This is a genomic window from Paraburkholderia sp. NPDC080076, assembly GCF_050281145.1.
Taxonomy (GTDB): domain Bacteria; phylum Pseudomonadota; class Gammaproteobacteria; order Burkholderiales; family Burkholderiaceae; genus Paraburkholderia.
The window spans coordinates 1030408-1043889 of the sequence record NZ_JBNNWQ010000001.1 but is presented as its reverse complement, the minus strand read 5'-3'; the positions used below and the strand labels follow the sequence as shown (position 1 = coordinate 1043889).

General features: G+C 60.7%; 11 protein-coding genes and 1 pseudogene. 3 read left to right on the top strand and 9 right to left on the bottom strand.

The features are described 5' to 3' along the window. Positions 1-9 precede the first annotated feature (9 nt). From ACQKRQ_RS04700 to ACQKRQ_RS04685, 4 genes are all read right to left on the bottom strand, one after another. On the bottom strand, positions 10-1041 hold the full coding sequence (locus ACQKRQ_RS04700; RefSeq protein ID WP_427475377.1) for an SDR family oxidoreductase: 1032 nt from the start codon (positions 1039-1041) through the stop codon (positions 10-12). A gap of 70 nt (positions 1042-1111) precedes the next feature. Next, positions 1112-2389: a Vi polysaccharide biosynthesis UDP-N-acetylglucosamine C-6 dehydrogenase TviB gene (gene tviB / locus ACQKRQ_RS04695; RefSeq protein WP_427475375.1), complete on the bottom strand. Its 1278-nt coding sequence runs from the start codon at positions 2387-2389 to the stop codon at positions 1112-1114. A gap of 91 nt (positions 2390-2480) precedes the next feature. After that, positions 2481-4724 carry a polysaccharide biosynthesis tyrosine autokinase gene (locus tag ACQKRQ_RS04690; RefSeq protein WP_132377537.1) on the bottom strand — a complete coding sequence of 748 codons (2244 nt, stop codon included), beginning with the start codon at positions 4722-4724 and terminating at the stop codon, positions 2481-2483. Between the two features lie 499 nt (positions 4725-5223). After that, on the bottom strand, positions 5224-6105 hold the full coding sequence (locus ACQKRQ_RS04685; RefSeq protein WP_427475373.1) for a pirin family protein: 882 nt from the start codon (positions 6103-6105) through the stop codon (positions 5224-5226). Positions 6106-6207: 102 nt separating this feature from the next. Between ACQKRQ_RS04685 and ACQKRQ_RS04680 the strand changes: the two genes are divergently transcribed. Further along, positions 6208-7092, top strand: a complete 885-nt coding sequence (locus ACQKRQ_RS04680) for a LysR family transcriptional regulator (protein WP_427475371.1) — start codon at positions 6208-6210, stop codon at positions 7090-7092. Positions 7093-7150: 58 nt separating this feature from the next. Here ACQKRQ_RS04680 and ACQKRQ_RS04675 read toward each other — a convergent pair whose 3' ends face one another. The 5 genes and pseudogenes from ACQKRQ_RS04675 to ACQKRQ_RS04655 all read right to left on the bottom strand — a co-directional run. Continuing rightward, positions 7151-7849, bottom strand: coding sequence for a pirin family protein (locus ACQKRQ_RS04675; protein WP_408178174.1), 699 nt, complete (start codon positions 7847-7849; stop codon positions 7151-7153). A gap of 264 nt (positions 7850-8113) precedes the next feature. Beyond that, positions 8114-8713, bottom strand: a complete 600-nt coding sequence (gene wrbA / locus ACQKRQ_RS04670) for an NAD(P)H:quinone oxidoreductase (RefSeq protein WP_427475368.1) — start codon at positions 8711-8713, stop codon at positions 8114-8116. Between the two features lie 140 nt (positions 8714-8853). Next, positions 8854-9276, bottom strand: coding sequence for a DoxX family protein (locus tag ACQKRQ_RS04665; RefSeq protein WP_427476076.1), 423 nt, complete (start codon positions 9274-9276; stop codon positions 8854-8856). A gap of 596 nt (positions 9277-9872) precedes the next feature. Further along, positions 9873-10337, bottom strand: coding sequence for an MFS transporter (locus ACQKRQ_RS04660; RefSeq protein ID WP_427475367.1), 465 nt, complete (start codon positions 10335-10337; stop codon positions 9873-9875). Between the two features lie 101 nt (positions 10338-10438). Then, positions 10439-11088 (bottom strand): annotated as a pseudogene (locus ACQKRQ_RS04655) (oxidoreductase); the annotation flags it as partial. A gap of 158 nt (positions 11089-11246) precedes the next feature. Here ACQKRQ_RS04655 and ACQKRQ_RS04650 point away from each other — a divergent pair. Next, positions 11247-12161: a LysR substrate-binding domain-containing protein gene (locus tag ACQKRQ_RS04650; RefSeq protein ID WP_427475365.1), complete on the top strand. Its 915-nt coding sequence runs from the start codon at positions 11247-11249 to the stop codon at positions 12159-12161. 251 nt (positions 12162-12412) lie between these two features. Continuing rightward, positions 12413-13249: an aldo/keto reductase gene (locus tag ACQKRQ_RS04645; RefSeq protein WP_427475363.1), complete on the top strand. Its 837-nt coding sequence runs from the start codon at positions 12413-12415 to the stop codon at positions 13247-13249. The last annotated feature ends 233 nt before the right edge of the window (positions 13250-13482 follow it).

Genomic DNA, 13482 nt, shown 5'->3' with positions numbered 1-13482 from the left:
CTGAAGACATCACCTTTGCGATACGAACTCGATGTACCAGGGCATCGCTTTGGACAAGCCTTCTACCAAGGGAATCGTGTTTTCATAGCCGAGCAGCCGCTCCGCCTTGTCGACATTTGCCTGTGAATGCCGGACATCGCCGGCGCGAAAAGGCCCGAACACCGGGCGCTTGTCGCAGGAGACACCGTTGTCGGCGAGCACGGACCGCAAGCCGTCGTAGAGCTGGATCAACGTCGTGCGATCGCCGACGGCGACGTTGTACACCTCGTTGCGTGCCACCTCGTCCGCCGTCGCCGCCAGGATGTTCGCCTTCACTACGTTGTCGATAAAGCAGAAGTCCCGGCTGGTTTCGCCGTCGCCATTGATCACGACGTCGTCGCCGGCAATGAGCGCGGCCGTCCATTTGGGAATGACCGCGGCGTAAGCGCCGTCCGGATCCTGGCGCTTACCAAACGCATTGAAGTAGCGCAGGCCAATCGTCTTGAAGCCGTAGGCACGAGCAAACACCGATGCGTACAGTTCATTGGCGTACTTGGTGACGGCATACGGCGAAAGCGGCTGCCCGATCTGGTCTTCGACTTTCGGCAAGCCGGGATGGTCGCCATATGTCGCGCTCGATGCGGCATACGTGAAGCTCGACACTTGCGCGTCGCGCGCGGCCACGAGCATATTGAGGAAGCCGCTGATGTTCACTTCGTGGGTCGCGATCGGGTCAACCACCGAACGCGGAACCGAACCCAGCGCCGCCTCATGCAGCACGTGATCGACGCCAATGACGGCGTTCACACAATCTTCCGCACGCCGGATATCGCCTTCGATGAATCTGAAGCGCTGCCATTGCTCCGGCGAAACGACGGAGCGTACTTCGTCGAGATTGCGCTGGTAGCCGGTAGAGAAATTGTCGAGTCCGACCACGGTCTGGTCGAGCTTGAGCAGCGCCTCCAGCAGATTCGAACCGATAAAGCCGGCCACGCCGGTAATCAACCACTGCTGCGGATGCCCGGCGAGTTGTTGCCGTGTTGTGTCGTAGCGATCAGGCATCAATGCCTCCGGATAAGATGAGGAGGTCATCACGTCGTGATGGCCTCGCGTGCGATGTGCTTAGGGTCTGCTAGAGACGCAGATCACTGGCGTCCGCGGGCAGCAGGTACTTCAGGTCGTACAGTACATGCCCGGGCTTGCCGAAGACACGAATGGCTTGCGCGCCCAATTCCTGGAACCGGCTGTGCGCGACGGCCAGAATCGTCGCGTCGTAGACGCCTTCGGCGGGATGCTCGATGGGGTCCAGGTTGTGTTCGCGCCGGGCCTCCTCTTTCGAGACCCACGGATCGTAGACATCGACTTCGACGCCGTATTCCCGCAACTCGGCAACGATATCGACGACCTTGGTGTTGCGCAGGTCCGGACAATTTTCCTTGAAGGTCAGACCCATGATCAACACGCGGGCACCGGCGACGCCGATCTGCCGCTTGGTCAACGCCTTCACCAGTTGCGACGCAACGTAACCGCCCATGCTGTCGTTCAGGCGCCGGCCGGCGAGGATGATCTCCGGGTGGTATCCAATGGCCTGCGCCTTGTGCGTCAGATAATACGGATCGACGCCGATGCAGTGGCCACCCACCAGACCCGGTCTGAAGGGCAGAAAGTTCCATTTGGTTCCGGCTGCCTGCAGGACCGATTCCGTGTCGATGCCCATCTTGTTGAAGATGATCGACAGCTCGTTGATCAGCGCGATATTGACGTCGCGCTGCGTATTCTCGATGACCTTGGCCGCCTCGGCGACGCGAATGCTGCTCGCCTTGTGCGTGCCCGCGACGATGATCTCGCGGTACAGCGAATCGACGAGTTCAGCGATCTCCGGCGTCGATCCCGACGTGACCTTTCTGATATCCATCACGCGGTGCGCCTTGTCGCCCGGATTGATCCGCTCGGGACTGTAGCCGACAAAGAAATCCACGTTGAATTTCAGCCCCGAGGTCCGCTCGAGAACCGGCACGCATTCCTCTTCCGTGGCACCCGGATAGACGGTCGATTCATAGATGACTACGTCATTCTTTTTCAGCGCGCGGCCGATAGTCTCGCTGGCGCCGATCAGGGGCCGGAGGTCAGGACGCTTGTAGTCGTCGATCGGCGTCGGAACGGTTGCGATGTACACGTTGCAGGCTTTGAGCTCCTCCACGTCCGACGTGAAGGTCATGCCCGTGGCCGCGGCCAGTTCTTCATCGCTGACTTCGAGCGTGATGTCCCGTCCTTCACGTAACGCCGAGATGCGCACGCCGTTGATGTCGAATCCCACCACCGGGCGACGCTTGCTGAACTCCACCGCAAGCGGCAATCCGACATAGCCAAGACCGACCACGGCGAGTTTCAGCTCGTTTAACGAATGCATGATTGTTGCTCCCCTTTATTATAGATACGCGTCTTTTCTAAAACCCCGTGCAAGATTCAATTGGCCTGAACCTTTGCACGGGCTACGCGCGCTATTTCATTGCCGAATCGGAGTAATAGGCGTCGTATGCGTAGCCGCCATACCGGCGCGACTGGGCGTAATTGCCGCGACTGACCTTGAATCCATTCAGCAGAATGCCTTCCACTTTCGAACCGGTTTGCGCCAGGCGCTTGACCGATTCCGAGATCTCGCCGGCGCGCGTATCGGCGAAACGCGCGACCATGAATATCGAGTCGGCGACGGGCGCCATGGTCACCGTATCCGACACGGCAAGAATGGCGGGCGCGTCGAGCAGCACAATGTCGTAGCGCTCCGAAGCGGCACGAATGGTTGCCCTGAAATTGCTGCTCAACAGCAGTTCGGCCGGGTCGTGCGGATACTCGCCGCACTGCAGGACATCGAGATTCGGCAGCACTTCCTTGTGCACGGTGTCTTCGAGCGAGCCAGTGCCGGCGATCACGTCTGCAAGCCCCGCGGCGCGCGGCAAGCCGAAGTACTGGTTCAGATGGCCGCGGCGCAGGTCACCGTCCACCAGCAGCACGCGCTTGCCGCCCGCGGCGAGCAACGTGCCGAGATTGGCTGACAGGAACGACTTGCCGATACCCGGCAACGGCCCCGCGAGCATCACCACGTTGTTGCGGTCGCCGTTCATCGCGTATTGCAGCGACGCGCGCATCGTGCGCAGCGCTTCTACAGCCGGGTCCATCGGGTATTGGAAAGCCAGAGCCAGCTTCTCTTCGCCCGTGGTGGACATTTTCCGCGTCAGCTGGAACTGCTGGTCGCTGACCGGGATCGTCGCGTACACGCTCAGGCCGGTGCGGGACTCCAGCTCTTCCGGATCGGCCACGCCCTTGAACAGGAAATCACGCAGGAAGGCAAGCCCGATACCGATGAACAGCCCCAGCACCGCCGCGATCAGCAGCACGAGCGCTTTCGCGGGCTTGACCGGCCGCTCGGGGACGTCCGCCGTATCCAGCAACTGCACGGAAGCGGACTGACCGGCCTTGACCAGCCGCAGGGTGTCGATGTTGCTACGCAACGCCGCGTACATGTCGGAGCTCATGCGCATGTCCCGCATCAGGCGCAGCGCGCCTTGCTCCGCCGTCGGCATGGCCTTGACGCGGCTCGCGAGACTCTCGACGTACTTGTTGGTGCTGGCGATCTGCTGGTCTATCGCCACCACGCTCGGGTGCTCGGCCGTCAAGTGAGCGGTCAGGTCCTGGCGCTGACGTTTGAGGTCGTAGAGGCGCGAGTCCGCTTCAGTGGCCTGTCGCAGGATCAGCCGGCTTTCCTCGTCCGCATCCAGAAGTCCGTGACTGTTGCGATAGGTGTTATAGGCTTCTTCCGCCTGCTCCATCTGGCGCTTCGCCCCCGGCAGCTGCTGCTCGAGGTAGTTCAGCGACTTCTCGGCGTTGGCACCCTTCTGGTTCACGTTCTGGCGCACATACACCGCGCCGATATCGTTGAGGATGTTGGTCACGAGAACCGGGTCGCGGCCTTCCAGCAGGACGCCCAGCACATTCGACTTGTTGCCTTGCTCGTCGATCTGGAGGCCCTTTTGCAGCTGTTCGAGGGCCTCCTGACGCGAGTGGCGCGTGAGATTGAACACCGCCCCGCTCTCGCCGTCGATCTTGCTCACGAGCAGATTGATCGGCCCGTGGCTGCTTTCGAATTGCTCATCGACGCCGACGCGTCCGGTGACCGGCTGTTCCAGTCCCGGTCCGCGCAACTGGTACTGGCCGCCGGACAATGCGGTGACGGTGTACGCGTTGCCTTCCTGTTTCCTCGGCACTTCGAACGTCGCCACGCTGATCGATTCGTCACCCCAGACGAAGCCGCCCCAGCCGAAGAGTCCGGGCGTCATCCGTGTGTCGGTGTGACGCGCGATCAGGCCGCCGAGCACCGGCAGGCGCTTCGGCTCGGCTTCGATATAGAGCTTGAGGTAATCCACCGTCTGCATGGCGATGGCTTTCGACCTCAGGATCTGCATTTCGCCTTCGGCCGAGGACTTCTCCTGGAACAACGACGACGCATTGCGCACCAGATCTTTCGAATCCGGCAGCGCGGTCGGTGCATTGTCCTCGACCCTGATCGAGATACTTGCTCGATAGATCGGCGTCGCGCAGAACGCGTACAAGGCGCCCATCAAAATGAAGGCCGCTGTTATCGCGGCGATCATTACGCGGTGATTAATCAACGTATCGATGATCGATCCAGGATCGAATTCATCATTACGTTCGGATAATCCCTCTAACGCTAGATTTTTGTGTTTCATGGGCACGTCTCGTCACGTAGTTTTATTTGACCGCTTTTGCAAGCGGATTCGAACGAGGGAAATGCGCGATTTAGCAGTAATGGTCCTTTTCCCTGACGCCACAATACGCACCGTGCTGCGCCAAGTATGCGCGGTAGTGCACACAATCTTCCCGGTGCTGATTCGCTGTAAGCGGCCTTGCAAGTTTTTGAGGAAGCGGGAATCGGATTTTTTAAAATAAGGGAAAACCACAAAATGTCCGACCAGACAGATTCGAGTTTTCACGGTGCTCTGCTGGCGCGCGCAGGCAGAGTCTCCCGTCGTTTTCAGGGAGGTCAGGAACGCAGGTTCGCAGCCGGGCGGCAGCGAATTTTTGGATTGCCTGATGGACGCGTCAGGCAATGCATCCGAACATCGCCTGACAGACAACGGCTATAAGAAGGCTTGTGAGCTTGCCGCGTTCCAGCCGCGGCTTGCCCTTTCCAGAAGACGATGATGCGTTCGCGGACGAGCTACCGCATCAAGTAATTCGCGCTGTTGTGACGCGACGCTGTGCGGCCAGTTCGCGACCGACGCGGCGTATCTCGGCCTCGCCCCGCGCAAGCGCGTCTGCGTTCGTATGCACCGAGTAGTAACCGAGCACCAGTGGATACGGATGCTTGATAGCGGAGCCGATGACGAACGACGTCGCCTCCTCGGCGTGTAGCTCAATGGGCGCGCCGTCGGATTCCTCGAACACGGCGAGTTGCCCTGCCTCGATCGGCTCGGACGCGTTCAGGCGGCCCTCGTCAATCGCCAGCCACGCGACGTTGTGCCCGGCAGGCGGCGCATGTCGCCAGGTCTCTCCCGCGCTCAGTTGAACATGGAAGTAGTTGATGCCTTCAGGCGCGCGAATGTCGCTCGCCGCGGACCCGTGGCGGCCGAGGATGACGCGGACCGGCCCATCCCGCTGGACCTGGGCCGGCGAGATGTACTGGCTTTCCGGCGGCGAGTTCTCCATCGAAGGCGGTAGCGCGACCCAGAGTTGAAAGAGGCGTACGGTTTCCCCCGGCAATACATTGCCGTCGTGCCAGACACCATTGCCGGCCTTCATCCATTCGAGGCCGCCGGCTGAAAGCTCGCCATTCTTGCCGGTCGTGTCCGCATAGGAGATGCCGCCACTCAGCACGGTGGTGAGCGTGGCGATGCCCGAGTGCGGGTGGAAGCCGAACATCGGTTTACCGGTGGGCACGACCACGGCGTGATCGAGGAACACGAAAGGCTTGATCAATTCTCCGATATCGCCGGGACTGGCCAGGCGAGTAATGCCGCCGTGCGCGCTGCCGCCGGTGCGAAAAGCAATCCGGCGCGGCGCAAGCGCTGTTTCCTGAATCGGGGTGAGTACGGCTGTGTCGATGTTCATAGCGCTGCCTCGAGAAAAAAACGATACACATAAGGTAAGAGCTTGCACTCCATCTTAAAAGCCTATATTTTTAGATTTCACCTATCGTCTGGAGCGATGGACATGCTTGACGGCCTGACACTGGACCAGCTTCGGACCTTCATCGCGGCAGTCGACGAAGGCAGCTTCTCAGCGGCCGGACGCAAGCTCCGGCGCGCGCAGTCGGTGGTCAGCCAGACCCTCTCGAATCTCGAAGCCCAGCTCGGGGTGAAACTGTTCGACCGCACGGCCCGTTACCCGCAGCTCACCGACGCCGGCAAGAGCCTGCTGCTTGACGCGCGTTCCGTGGCTGACACGATCGATGGATTCAAGGCGCGAGCGCGCGCGATGCGAGACGGTCTGGAGCCCGAGCTCTCGGTGGCGATGGACGTGATGTACCCGATGGACAGCTTGACGAGCGCGGCCGCTCAATCCCAGAAGGATTATCCGCACACGCCGCTGCGGCTCTATGTCGAGGCGCTGGGTGGTGTGATGAAGCTGGTACTCGACCGGATTTGCAACATTGGCGTGATCGGCACTCTGCCGATCGTGACGGACGAACTCCAGGTCGAACTGTTGCGCGAGCTCGAGCTGGTTACCGTCGTGAGCCCTGCTCATCCGCTTGCGAAACGCCGCGGCCTCGTTTCGGCGGCCGCCATCAAAAAGCACGTGCAACTTGTGCTCAGCGACCGAACCGCACTGTCCCAAGGAAGCGAATTCGGTGTCCTGTCGCCCTCGACGTGGAGGCTCGGAGATCTGGGGGCCAAGCATGCCTTCCTGAAGGCGGGACTGGGCTGGGGCCATATGCCGCTGCACATGGTCAAGGAGGATCTCGAAAGTGGCAGCCTGGTGACGATCCGCATTGAAGGCCTGCCGCGCGAAGTCATGATGCCGATGAAGGTTGTCTACCGCAAGGACGCGCCGCCGGGGCCGGCTGCCCGCGCCTTCATCGCACAACTGGGAAAATAGGCTAATTACCGCGATTTGGTCTGAACTGGATCTGCGTAGAGAGAGTACAGAGACGCGATCAGCCCGCGTCCACCATCACCAGTTCGGAATCTTCGAGGGCGGAGATCTGCACCGCGGCGACCTTCGTGATCGCCACGCCGTCTAGCGGCCCAACGGGCTCGCCATTCACTTCGATGCGTCCCGACGCCACGACGAGATAAGCGCGACATGCCGGACCCAACTCGTGTCGAACGCTTTCGCCTGCCCTTAGCATTGCGCCAAGCACACGCGCATCGGCGCGAATAGGAAGCGCGCCTTCATCGCGGGCGAACCCGCTGGCGAGAGCGACGAAACGCCCTGACCGGTCGCTTTTGGGAAACGGCCGGGTATCCCATGCCGGTTCACCACCGGCCTCACGAGGCAGCAGCCAGATCTGGTAAAGCTTGAGCGGCACGTCGCCCTTGTTGAACTCGGCGTGGCGTATGCCCGTGCCGGCGCTCATGACCTGGACATCGCCTGCGTGGATCGCTCCCTCGGAACCCAAGGTATCTCGATGCCCGAGCAGGCCCTGGCGCACATACGTGATGATCTCCATGTCACGGTGTCCGTGCAGGGGGAAACCGGTGCCGACCGCGATCTCGTCGTCGTTCCAGACAATCAGCGGACCCAGGGCGGCGTGCGCGGGATTGCCGTCGGCGCTGACCACGAAGTGATGTTTCGCGCGCAGCCAGCCGCGTTTCGCCCCGTCCAATGATTTCCAACGTCTGTGTGTGAGCATGTTCTCCTCTGTTTCGAGCCACCGCCAATGCGGCGCGCGTCACCTGTGCGAGCGGCCGAGTTGAGCGCCGCTGCAGATGATGAGCGTGGTGTTTCGGGTGGATTCCGCCGTGGTTTCAGCGTGCGGTATGCAGGCCGGCGCCTGCCAGCAGTTTCTCAGTGACAAGCATGCCGATGGCGATTCGATACCCGGACCGGTGTCGGCCAGGCGGGAAAACGCCTGGCTGTCTCACGCACGCGTAGGCGGTGTGAATTTGAATGACGTTCAGCCAAACAGCTTGTTAGCCGTCCGGGCGATCAGTTCGCCCTGGTGGCGAGCACCGGCGAGCTCGATAGCGCTCGGCTGGCGCTGACCTTGTGCGCCTGCAATGGTCGTGGCGCCATACGGAGAGCCGCCGACAATTTCGTCCAGCGTCATCTGCCCCTGGTGGCTATACGGCAGGCCGACAATGGTCATGCCGAAGTGCAGGAGGTTGGTGATAATCGAAAACAGCGTCGCCTCCTGTCCGCCGTGCTGGCTGGCGGTCGACGTGAAGGCTCCGCCGACCTTGCCGTTCAATGCGCCGCTCATCCAAAGACCGCCGGCCTGATCCAGAAACGCCGCCATCTGCGACGAGATGCGCCCGAAGCGGGTCGGTGTGCCGACGACGATGGCGTCGTAGTTGGCGAGTTCGGCGACCGTCGCAACGGGTGCTTGCTGATCGAGCTTGAAGTGGGCGCCCTTCGCCACGTCCTCCGGCGCGGTCTCAGGCACCCGCTTGACGTCGACCGTCGCGCCCGCCGAGCGCGCGCCTTCAGCGACGGCTTCCGCCAGCGCTTCGACATGGCCATACGAGGAATAATATAGAACCAGAACTTTCGACATTTCGACCTCCTTCCTATATCTGCGGTGATGCCACTGTGGGAAAAGATGTGCGCCCGACAACACGCACCGTGTTGCTGCAAGGGCCGATCCAGTTGAGACGATCCGGACGGTCGGTCGGTCGTCTCATCGGAGCCGTCTTCCTAGCTCGCGGTCAGAGGCGAGACGCCCGACGCTGTCCGCCTGGAGCGCGCATCGAGGCTGAACGCGCCGGCACCGAAGTAGGTGATCTGCAAAAGACCACCGGCCATCATCACGTTCTTGAGAAAGTGAATCATCTGGTTCTGATCGGCGAAGTTGTGGTGAAAAAACAATGCCGTGACCACGCAGAATACCGCCATTGCCAGTGATACGGCGCGAGCCCTGTAGCCCGACAGCAGCAGCAAGCCGCCGCCCAGTTCGGTCAGCACGGCAACGACGAACGCGAGCGGCGGCACCGGCAAACCCATGGCGGCAATATAGCCAACCGTCGCAGCATATGCTCCGAGCTTGCCCAGCCCACTCATGACAAACGGCGCGCCGATCAAGATGCGGCCCAACAACGGAAGAAACTTAAAACGGTCCATGACAATCTCCTGAAAAGAAATGACGACTGGCATGAATGCTACGGCCGCAATGTTGATGCGCATATCTCCATGGAGGCAAAGTATCGTTGCTTCTGGCAGAACGATAAGATTCAGTCAGCGCATGCCAATGGACCGGATCGCTCGCCTGGGCGATCGCCGGCGCTTCGCAGAGGTTGTGGGGCGTGGAAACTATTCGGCGGCCCTGGCGTGGGCCGGCCTAGACGTCGAAGCTCGAGCGTCGCGTTCGCGCCCGGCCTGCAATTCGGGAGGCGTCAAAACAAGCCGCCCGGAGCAGTAATGTTGCGAGATGAGCGCCGTCCACGGCTAGATCAACGTCCGTCACGAAGGAGGTGATGGCGGTCGCCCGTGACGATGCTCGCTTTCCGTTCAAGAGCCCGGCTCATGTTGCCTCTGGCGTCAATGCGTGAACAGCGGCGCGACGTCGATGTAAATACGGTAGTCGTCGATTTGCCGATCGCGCACCCGCCAGATCGTCACGGGCAATCTTTGCGCGCCCGATAACGGGGTCGTTATTGGCATAGACAAACGTGCAGTTGTCCGTCAAGAAGCGCGCTAACCGACGCTCGTCCTTCGAATCAACCGCCCGTACACCTCCGATACATATTCGAATGCCGCTGTGGACGCCTCGGTGGACATGTCGAGTCTCCTTTTCGAATGGTGATTGAGTACGACGTTGCAGATAGCAAGCGCCGCGAGGCAGCCACTACCGGCGTCGAGAACGCGGACACGAGACAGGCAACGCCGAAGAGGAATACGGAGGCGATCATCAGAGACCGTCGTCCAACGCGGTCGGACAAAGGGCCGGACACGAGCGCGCCGAACGCGAGGCCGAACAGCGCGGCACTCAGGACCGGTGCGAGATCGGGCTTTGCCAGATGCCATTGCGTCAGTAACGACGGCGCGATGAAACCGATTGCCGCAGTGTCGAAGCCATCCAGCACGACAATCACGAGGCACATGAGAAAAACGAGTCGTTGAAAACGGCCGAACGGGTGCTCGTTGATGAAGCCTTGGACGTCGACGACTGAAGCACGTTTCACGGTTTGTCTCCTGTGTCGACCGGAGTTAGCGCTTTAGCGCTTCTCCGGTCCCATGCAGCGCGAGTCGACCTGAGTTGGCGCTTTAGCCAAGTCTCACGTCATCCCGCTAGCGGGAAGAACGGCACATAGGCGATGCCCTGCTGCGCGAGCGCATCGACTAACGGGCCGTCGTGGCGTTGCATCACATTGAACATGTTTTGCACGCAAACGACCGGGGCAATTGACTGGGCTTCCTCGACCTGCGCGGCGGTCACATTGCTGAGACCCAGATGCCGTATCAAGCCTCGCTGCTGCAACTCGGCAGGACCGTAGACTGCTCGGCAATCGATCCCTCGACCGGACGTCTGTCGTCCATCATGGTGCGCAGATTGACGACATCGAGGACATCGACATGCAGATTGCGCAGGTTGTCGTGCACGGCAGCGGTAAGTGCTGCCGGACTCTGCGCGGGGATCCATGAGGCATCGCTACCGCGCACAGCGCCCACCTTGGTCACGATCGTAAGGTCGTCACGATACGGATGCAGCGCCTCGCGAATGATCTGGTTCGTTACGTGGGGACCGTAGTAGTCGCTGGTATCGATATGGTTGACGCCGCGCTCCACTGCCTCGCGCAGGACGGCAATCGCCGTGTCTCGATCCTTCGGCGGCCCGAACACGCGCGGGCCGGCGAGTTGCATGGCGCCGTACCCCATGCGGCTCACGTTGCGGTCACCGAGCATGAACGACCCGGGAGCGTTCGTCTTCGTCATGATGAAATTGCTGTGTTGCATTGGTTTTGCTTCTGCCTGCAGGCCGATGGTTTGACCCGTTAGAGATGCTATATCCACAACGATATTTCGCCTATGTCCTGAATTGCAAAGCAACATTGCGAGTGGTAGAACGTTAAAGGCCCCACTCAGAGCCCCCGATGAACCGAATCACTGACCTCAATGATCTTCGACTCTTCGCTGAAGTCGTCGAGCACGGAAGCTTCACGGCAGCGGCCCGCAGCCTCGGCGTACAGACGTCGAAACTCAGCCGGCGTGTTCGCGCACTGGAGGAAGAGCTTGGCGTTCGTCTGCTCAATCGCACCAGCAGGAGCCTGTCCCTGACGGAAACCGGGCGGCGGTTCCATCAGCATTGCCTCGCCCTGGTGGCGGAATCGAAGGCTGCCAAGGATTTTGTGGACCAGACGCGCTCAAAGCCGCAGGGCACCATACGGATAAGCTGCCCCGTGGGACTGCTGACCTCCGGCATCTCCACAATCATTGCGCAGTATGTCCATGACAACCCGCAGGTGCAGGTCCTCGTCGATGCAACCAACCGTCGCGTGGATGTGGTCGAGGAAGGTCTGGACTTCGCCATCCGGGTCAGGCTTCCCCCTTTGGAAGACACCGATCTCGCAGTCAGGCAACTAGGCTTATCCGTGCAGATTCTGGTCGCCAGTCCGCAACTGGCGGCGCGCCATCCGGTGCCCACGTCCCTTGAGTCGCTCGAAGAATGGCCCACGCTCGCCATGTCCAGCAGCAGCGAGCGCTTCGCGTGGAACCTGGTGGACGCCGAGGGTCGCACGACGTCATGGGCGCATCAGCCTCGTCTGGCGACGGACGACCTGGCGAGCTTGCGGATTGCGGCTTTGCGAGGCGTCGGCGTGGCCATGCTGCCCCGTGAACTGGTCGACGCCGATATTCACGCCGGCCAGTTGCAGCACTTACTGGCCGGCCTGGCCACGACGCCGGGCCTCGTTCACGCGATCTTCCCCACACGACGCGGCATGGTTCCAGCCGTCCGGCAACTACTGGACGCCCTGGTTTCGGGGTTCGAAGACCTGAACCGGAAGTGATAGCGCGAGCGTGACTACCCGAAGCTTCGCGAACGGGCTCACGTAGATAAATCCTGCTCAACATGTATCGCCTCCGACGATAGGTCTCATCGAAACATATAGGCTTCTTCCTCGACACGCCAACGCTTACTCTACCCTCCACTTGATCTGAGATCTTCTCTCACGATTTAACGCAGGATTCCTACGTGTGACCTTCAATACAAATTCTTCCGGCTCATCTTCCTTGACACTTAGTCCATAAGGAATAGTTCATGCAAAACGTCCGCGCCGGTAACGCGCTCATTCCGGCCATAGGCTTTGGCACCTACGGGATGAATGGCGACGACATCTATCGAATGATCCCCGCAGCCCTTCGTGCTGGCTTCCGCCATATCGACACCGCGCAAATCTATCGTAACGAGGCCGAGATCGGCGAGTGCGTCGCCGAATCCGGCATCCCAAGAAACGAAATATTTCTGACGACCAAGGTCTGGGTCAGCAACTACTCCGCAAGACACTTCGATGCGTCCGTGAACGAGAGCCTGCGCAAACTCAAGACGGACTATATCGACCTGCTCCTGCTGCACTGGCCTGGCTCGGATGTGCCGTTGACCGAACAGATCGCGAAGCTCAATGCGGTTGTGCGCGCCGGCAAGGTTCGGCACATAGGCGTGAGCAATTTCAACCGTGCATCGATGACGGAAGCTATCCGGCTTTCGGCGGCTCCGTTGGTCACGAATCAGTTCGAATACCACCCGTACCTGAACCAGTCCTTGCTCATCGGAAGCACCCGCCAGGCCGGGCTTGCCGTGACAGGATATTGCGGCATGGCGATTGGCCGCGTGTTCTCGGACCCGACGCTCATGGAGATCGCGGCCCGTCATGACAAAACCATCGCCCAGATCGTCTTACGGTGGCTTGTTCAGCAGTCCGGCGTGGTAGCGCTGTCGAGAACCACGCGGGTCGATCGACTGGCACAAAACCTGGCGGTATTCGACTTCGAGTTGGACGGTGCGGACATGGCCGCCATACACGCATTGGCGACGGCAAACAGCCGAATCGTAGATCCCCCCGGTCTTGCCCCGCCGTGGGATAGCACGGGCGCTTGACGACCTGATCCCCGCCGCGAGACCGGAAGCACAACAGCGTGATCGATCATCATTTTGGGCTGTGCGAGCCGGCTTTACCGAGTGTTCCCAATGGCCGCTGCCATGATCCGTTCAAGAGGGTTTACCCGCTACGACGCGAGGCCTCTCTCGAACACGGCGGGTATTTTCTGGTAAGAGAATCTAAGGAATGAATAGCGAACCACGCATTGACACCGGTCAGCCGCTGGCAGCCA

Bases quoted from the DNA above. Each gene is read 5' to 3' on its own strand.
- ACQKRQ_RS04700 (WP_427475377.1), bottom strand. From the start codon at position 1,041: ATGCCTGATCGCTACGACACAACACGGCAACAACTCGCCGGGCATCCG.
- tviB (WP_427475375.1), bottom strand. From the start codon at position 2,389: ATGCATTCGTTAAACGAGCTGAAACTCGCCGTGGTCGGTCTTGGCTAT.
- ACQKRQ_RS04690 (WP_132377537.1), bottom strand. From the start codon at position 4,724: ATGAAACACAAAAATCTAGCGTTAGAGGGATTATCCGAACGTAATGAT.
- ACQKRQ_RS04685 (WP_427475373.1), bottom strand. From the start codon at position 6,105: ATGAACATCGACACAGCCGTACTCACCCCGATTCAGGAAACAGCGCTT.
- ACQKRQ_RS04680 (WP_427475371.1), top strand. From the start codon at position 6,208: ATGCTTGACGGCCTGACACTGGACCAGCTTCGGACCTTCATCGCGGCA.
- ACQKRQ_RS04675 (WP_408178174.1), bottom strand. From the start codon at position 7,849: ATGCTCACACACAGACGTTGGAAATCATTGGACGGGGCGAAACGCGGC.
- wrbA (WP_427475368.1), bottom strand. From the start codon at position 8,713: ATGTCGAAAGTTCTGGTTCTATATTATTCCTCGTATGGCCATGTCGAA.
- ACQKRQ_RS04665 (WP_427476076.1), bottom strand. From the start codon at position 9,276: ATGGACCGTTTTAAGTTTCTTCCGTTGTTGGGCCGCATCTTGATCGGC.
- ACQKRQ_RS04650 (WP_427475365.1), top strand. From the start codon at position 11,247: ATGAACCGAATCACTGACCTCAATGATCTTCGACTCTTCGCTGAAGTC.
- ACQKRQ_RS04645 (WP_427475363.1), top strand. From the start codon at position 12,413: ATGCAAAACGTCCGCGCCGGTAACGCGCTCATTCCGGCCATAGGCTTT.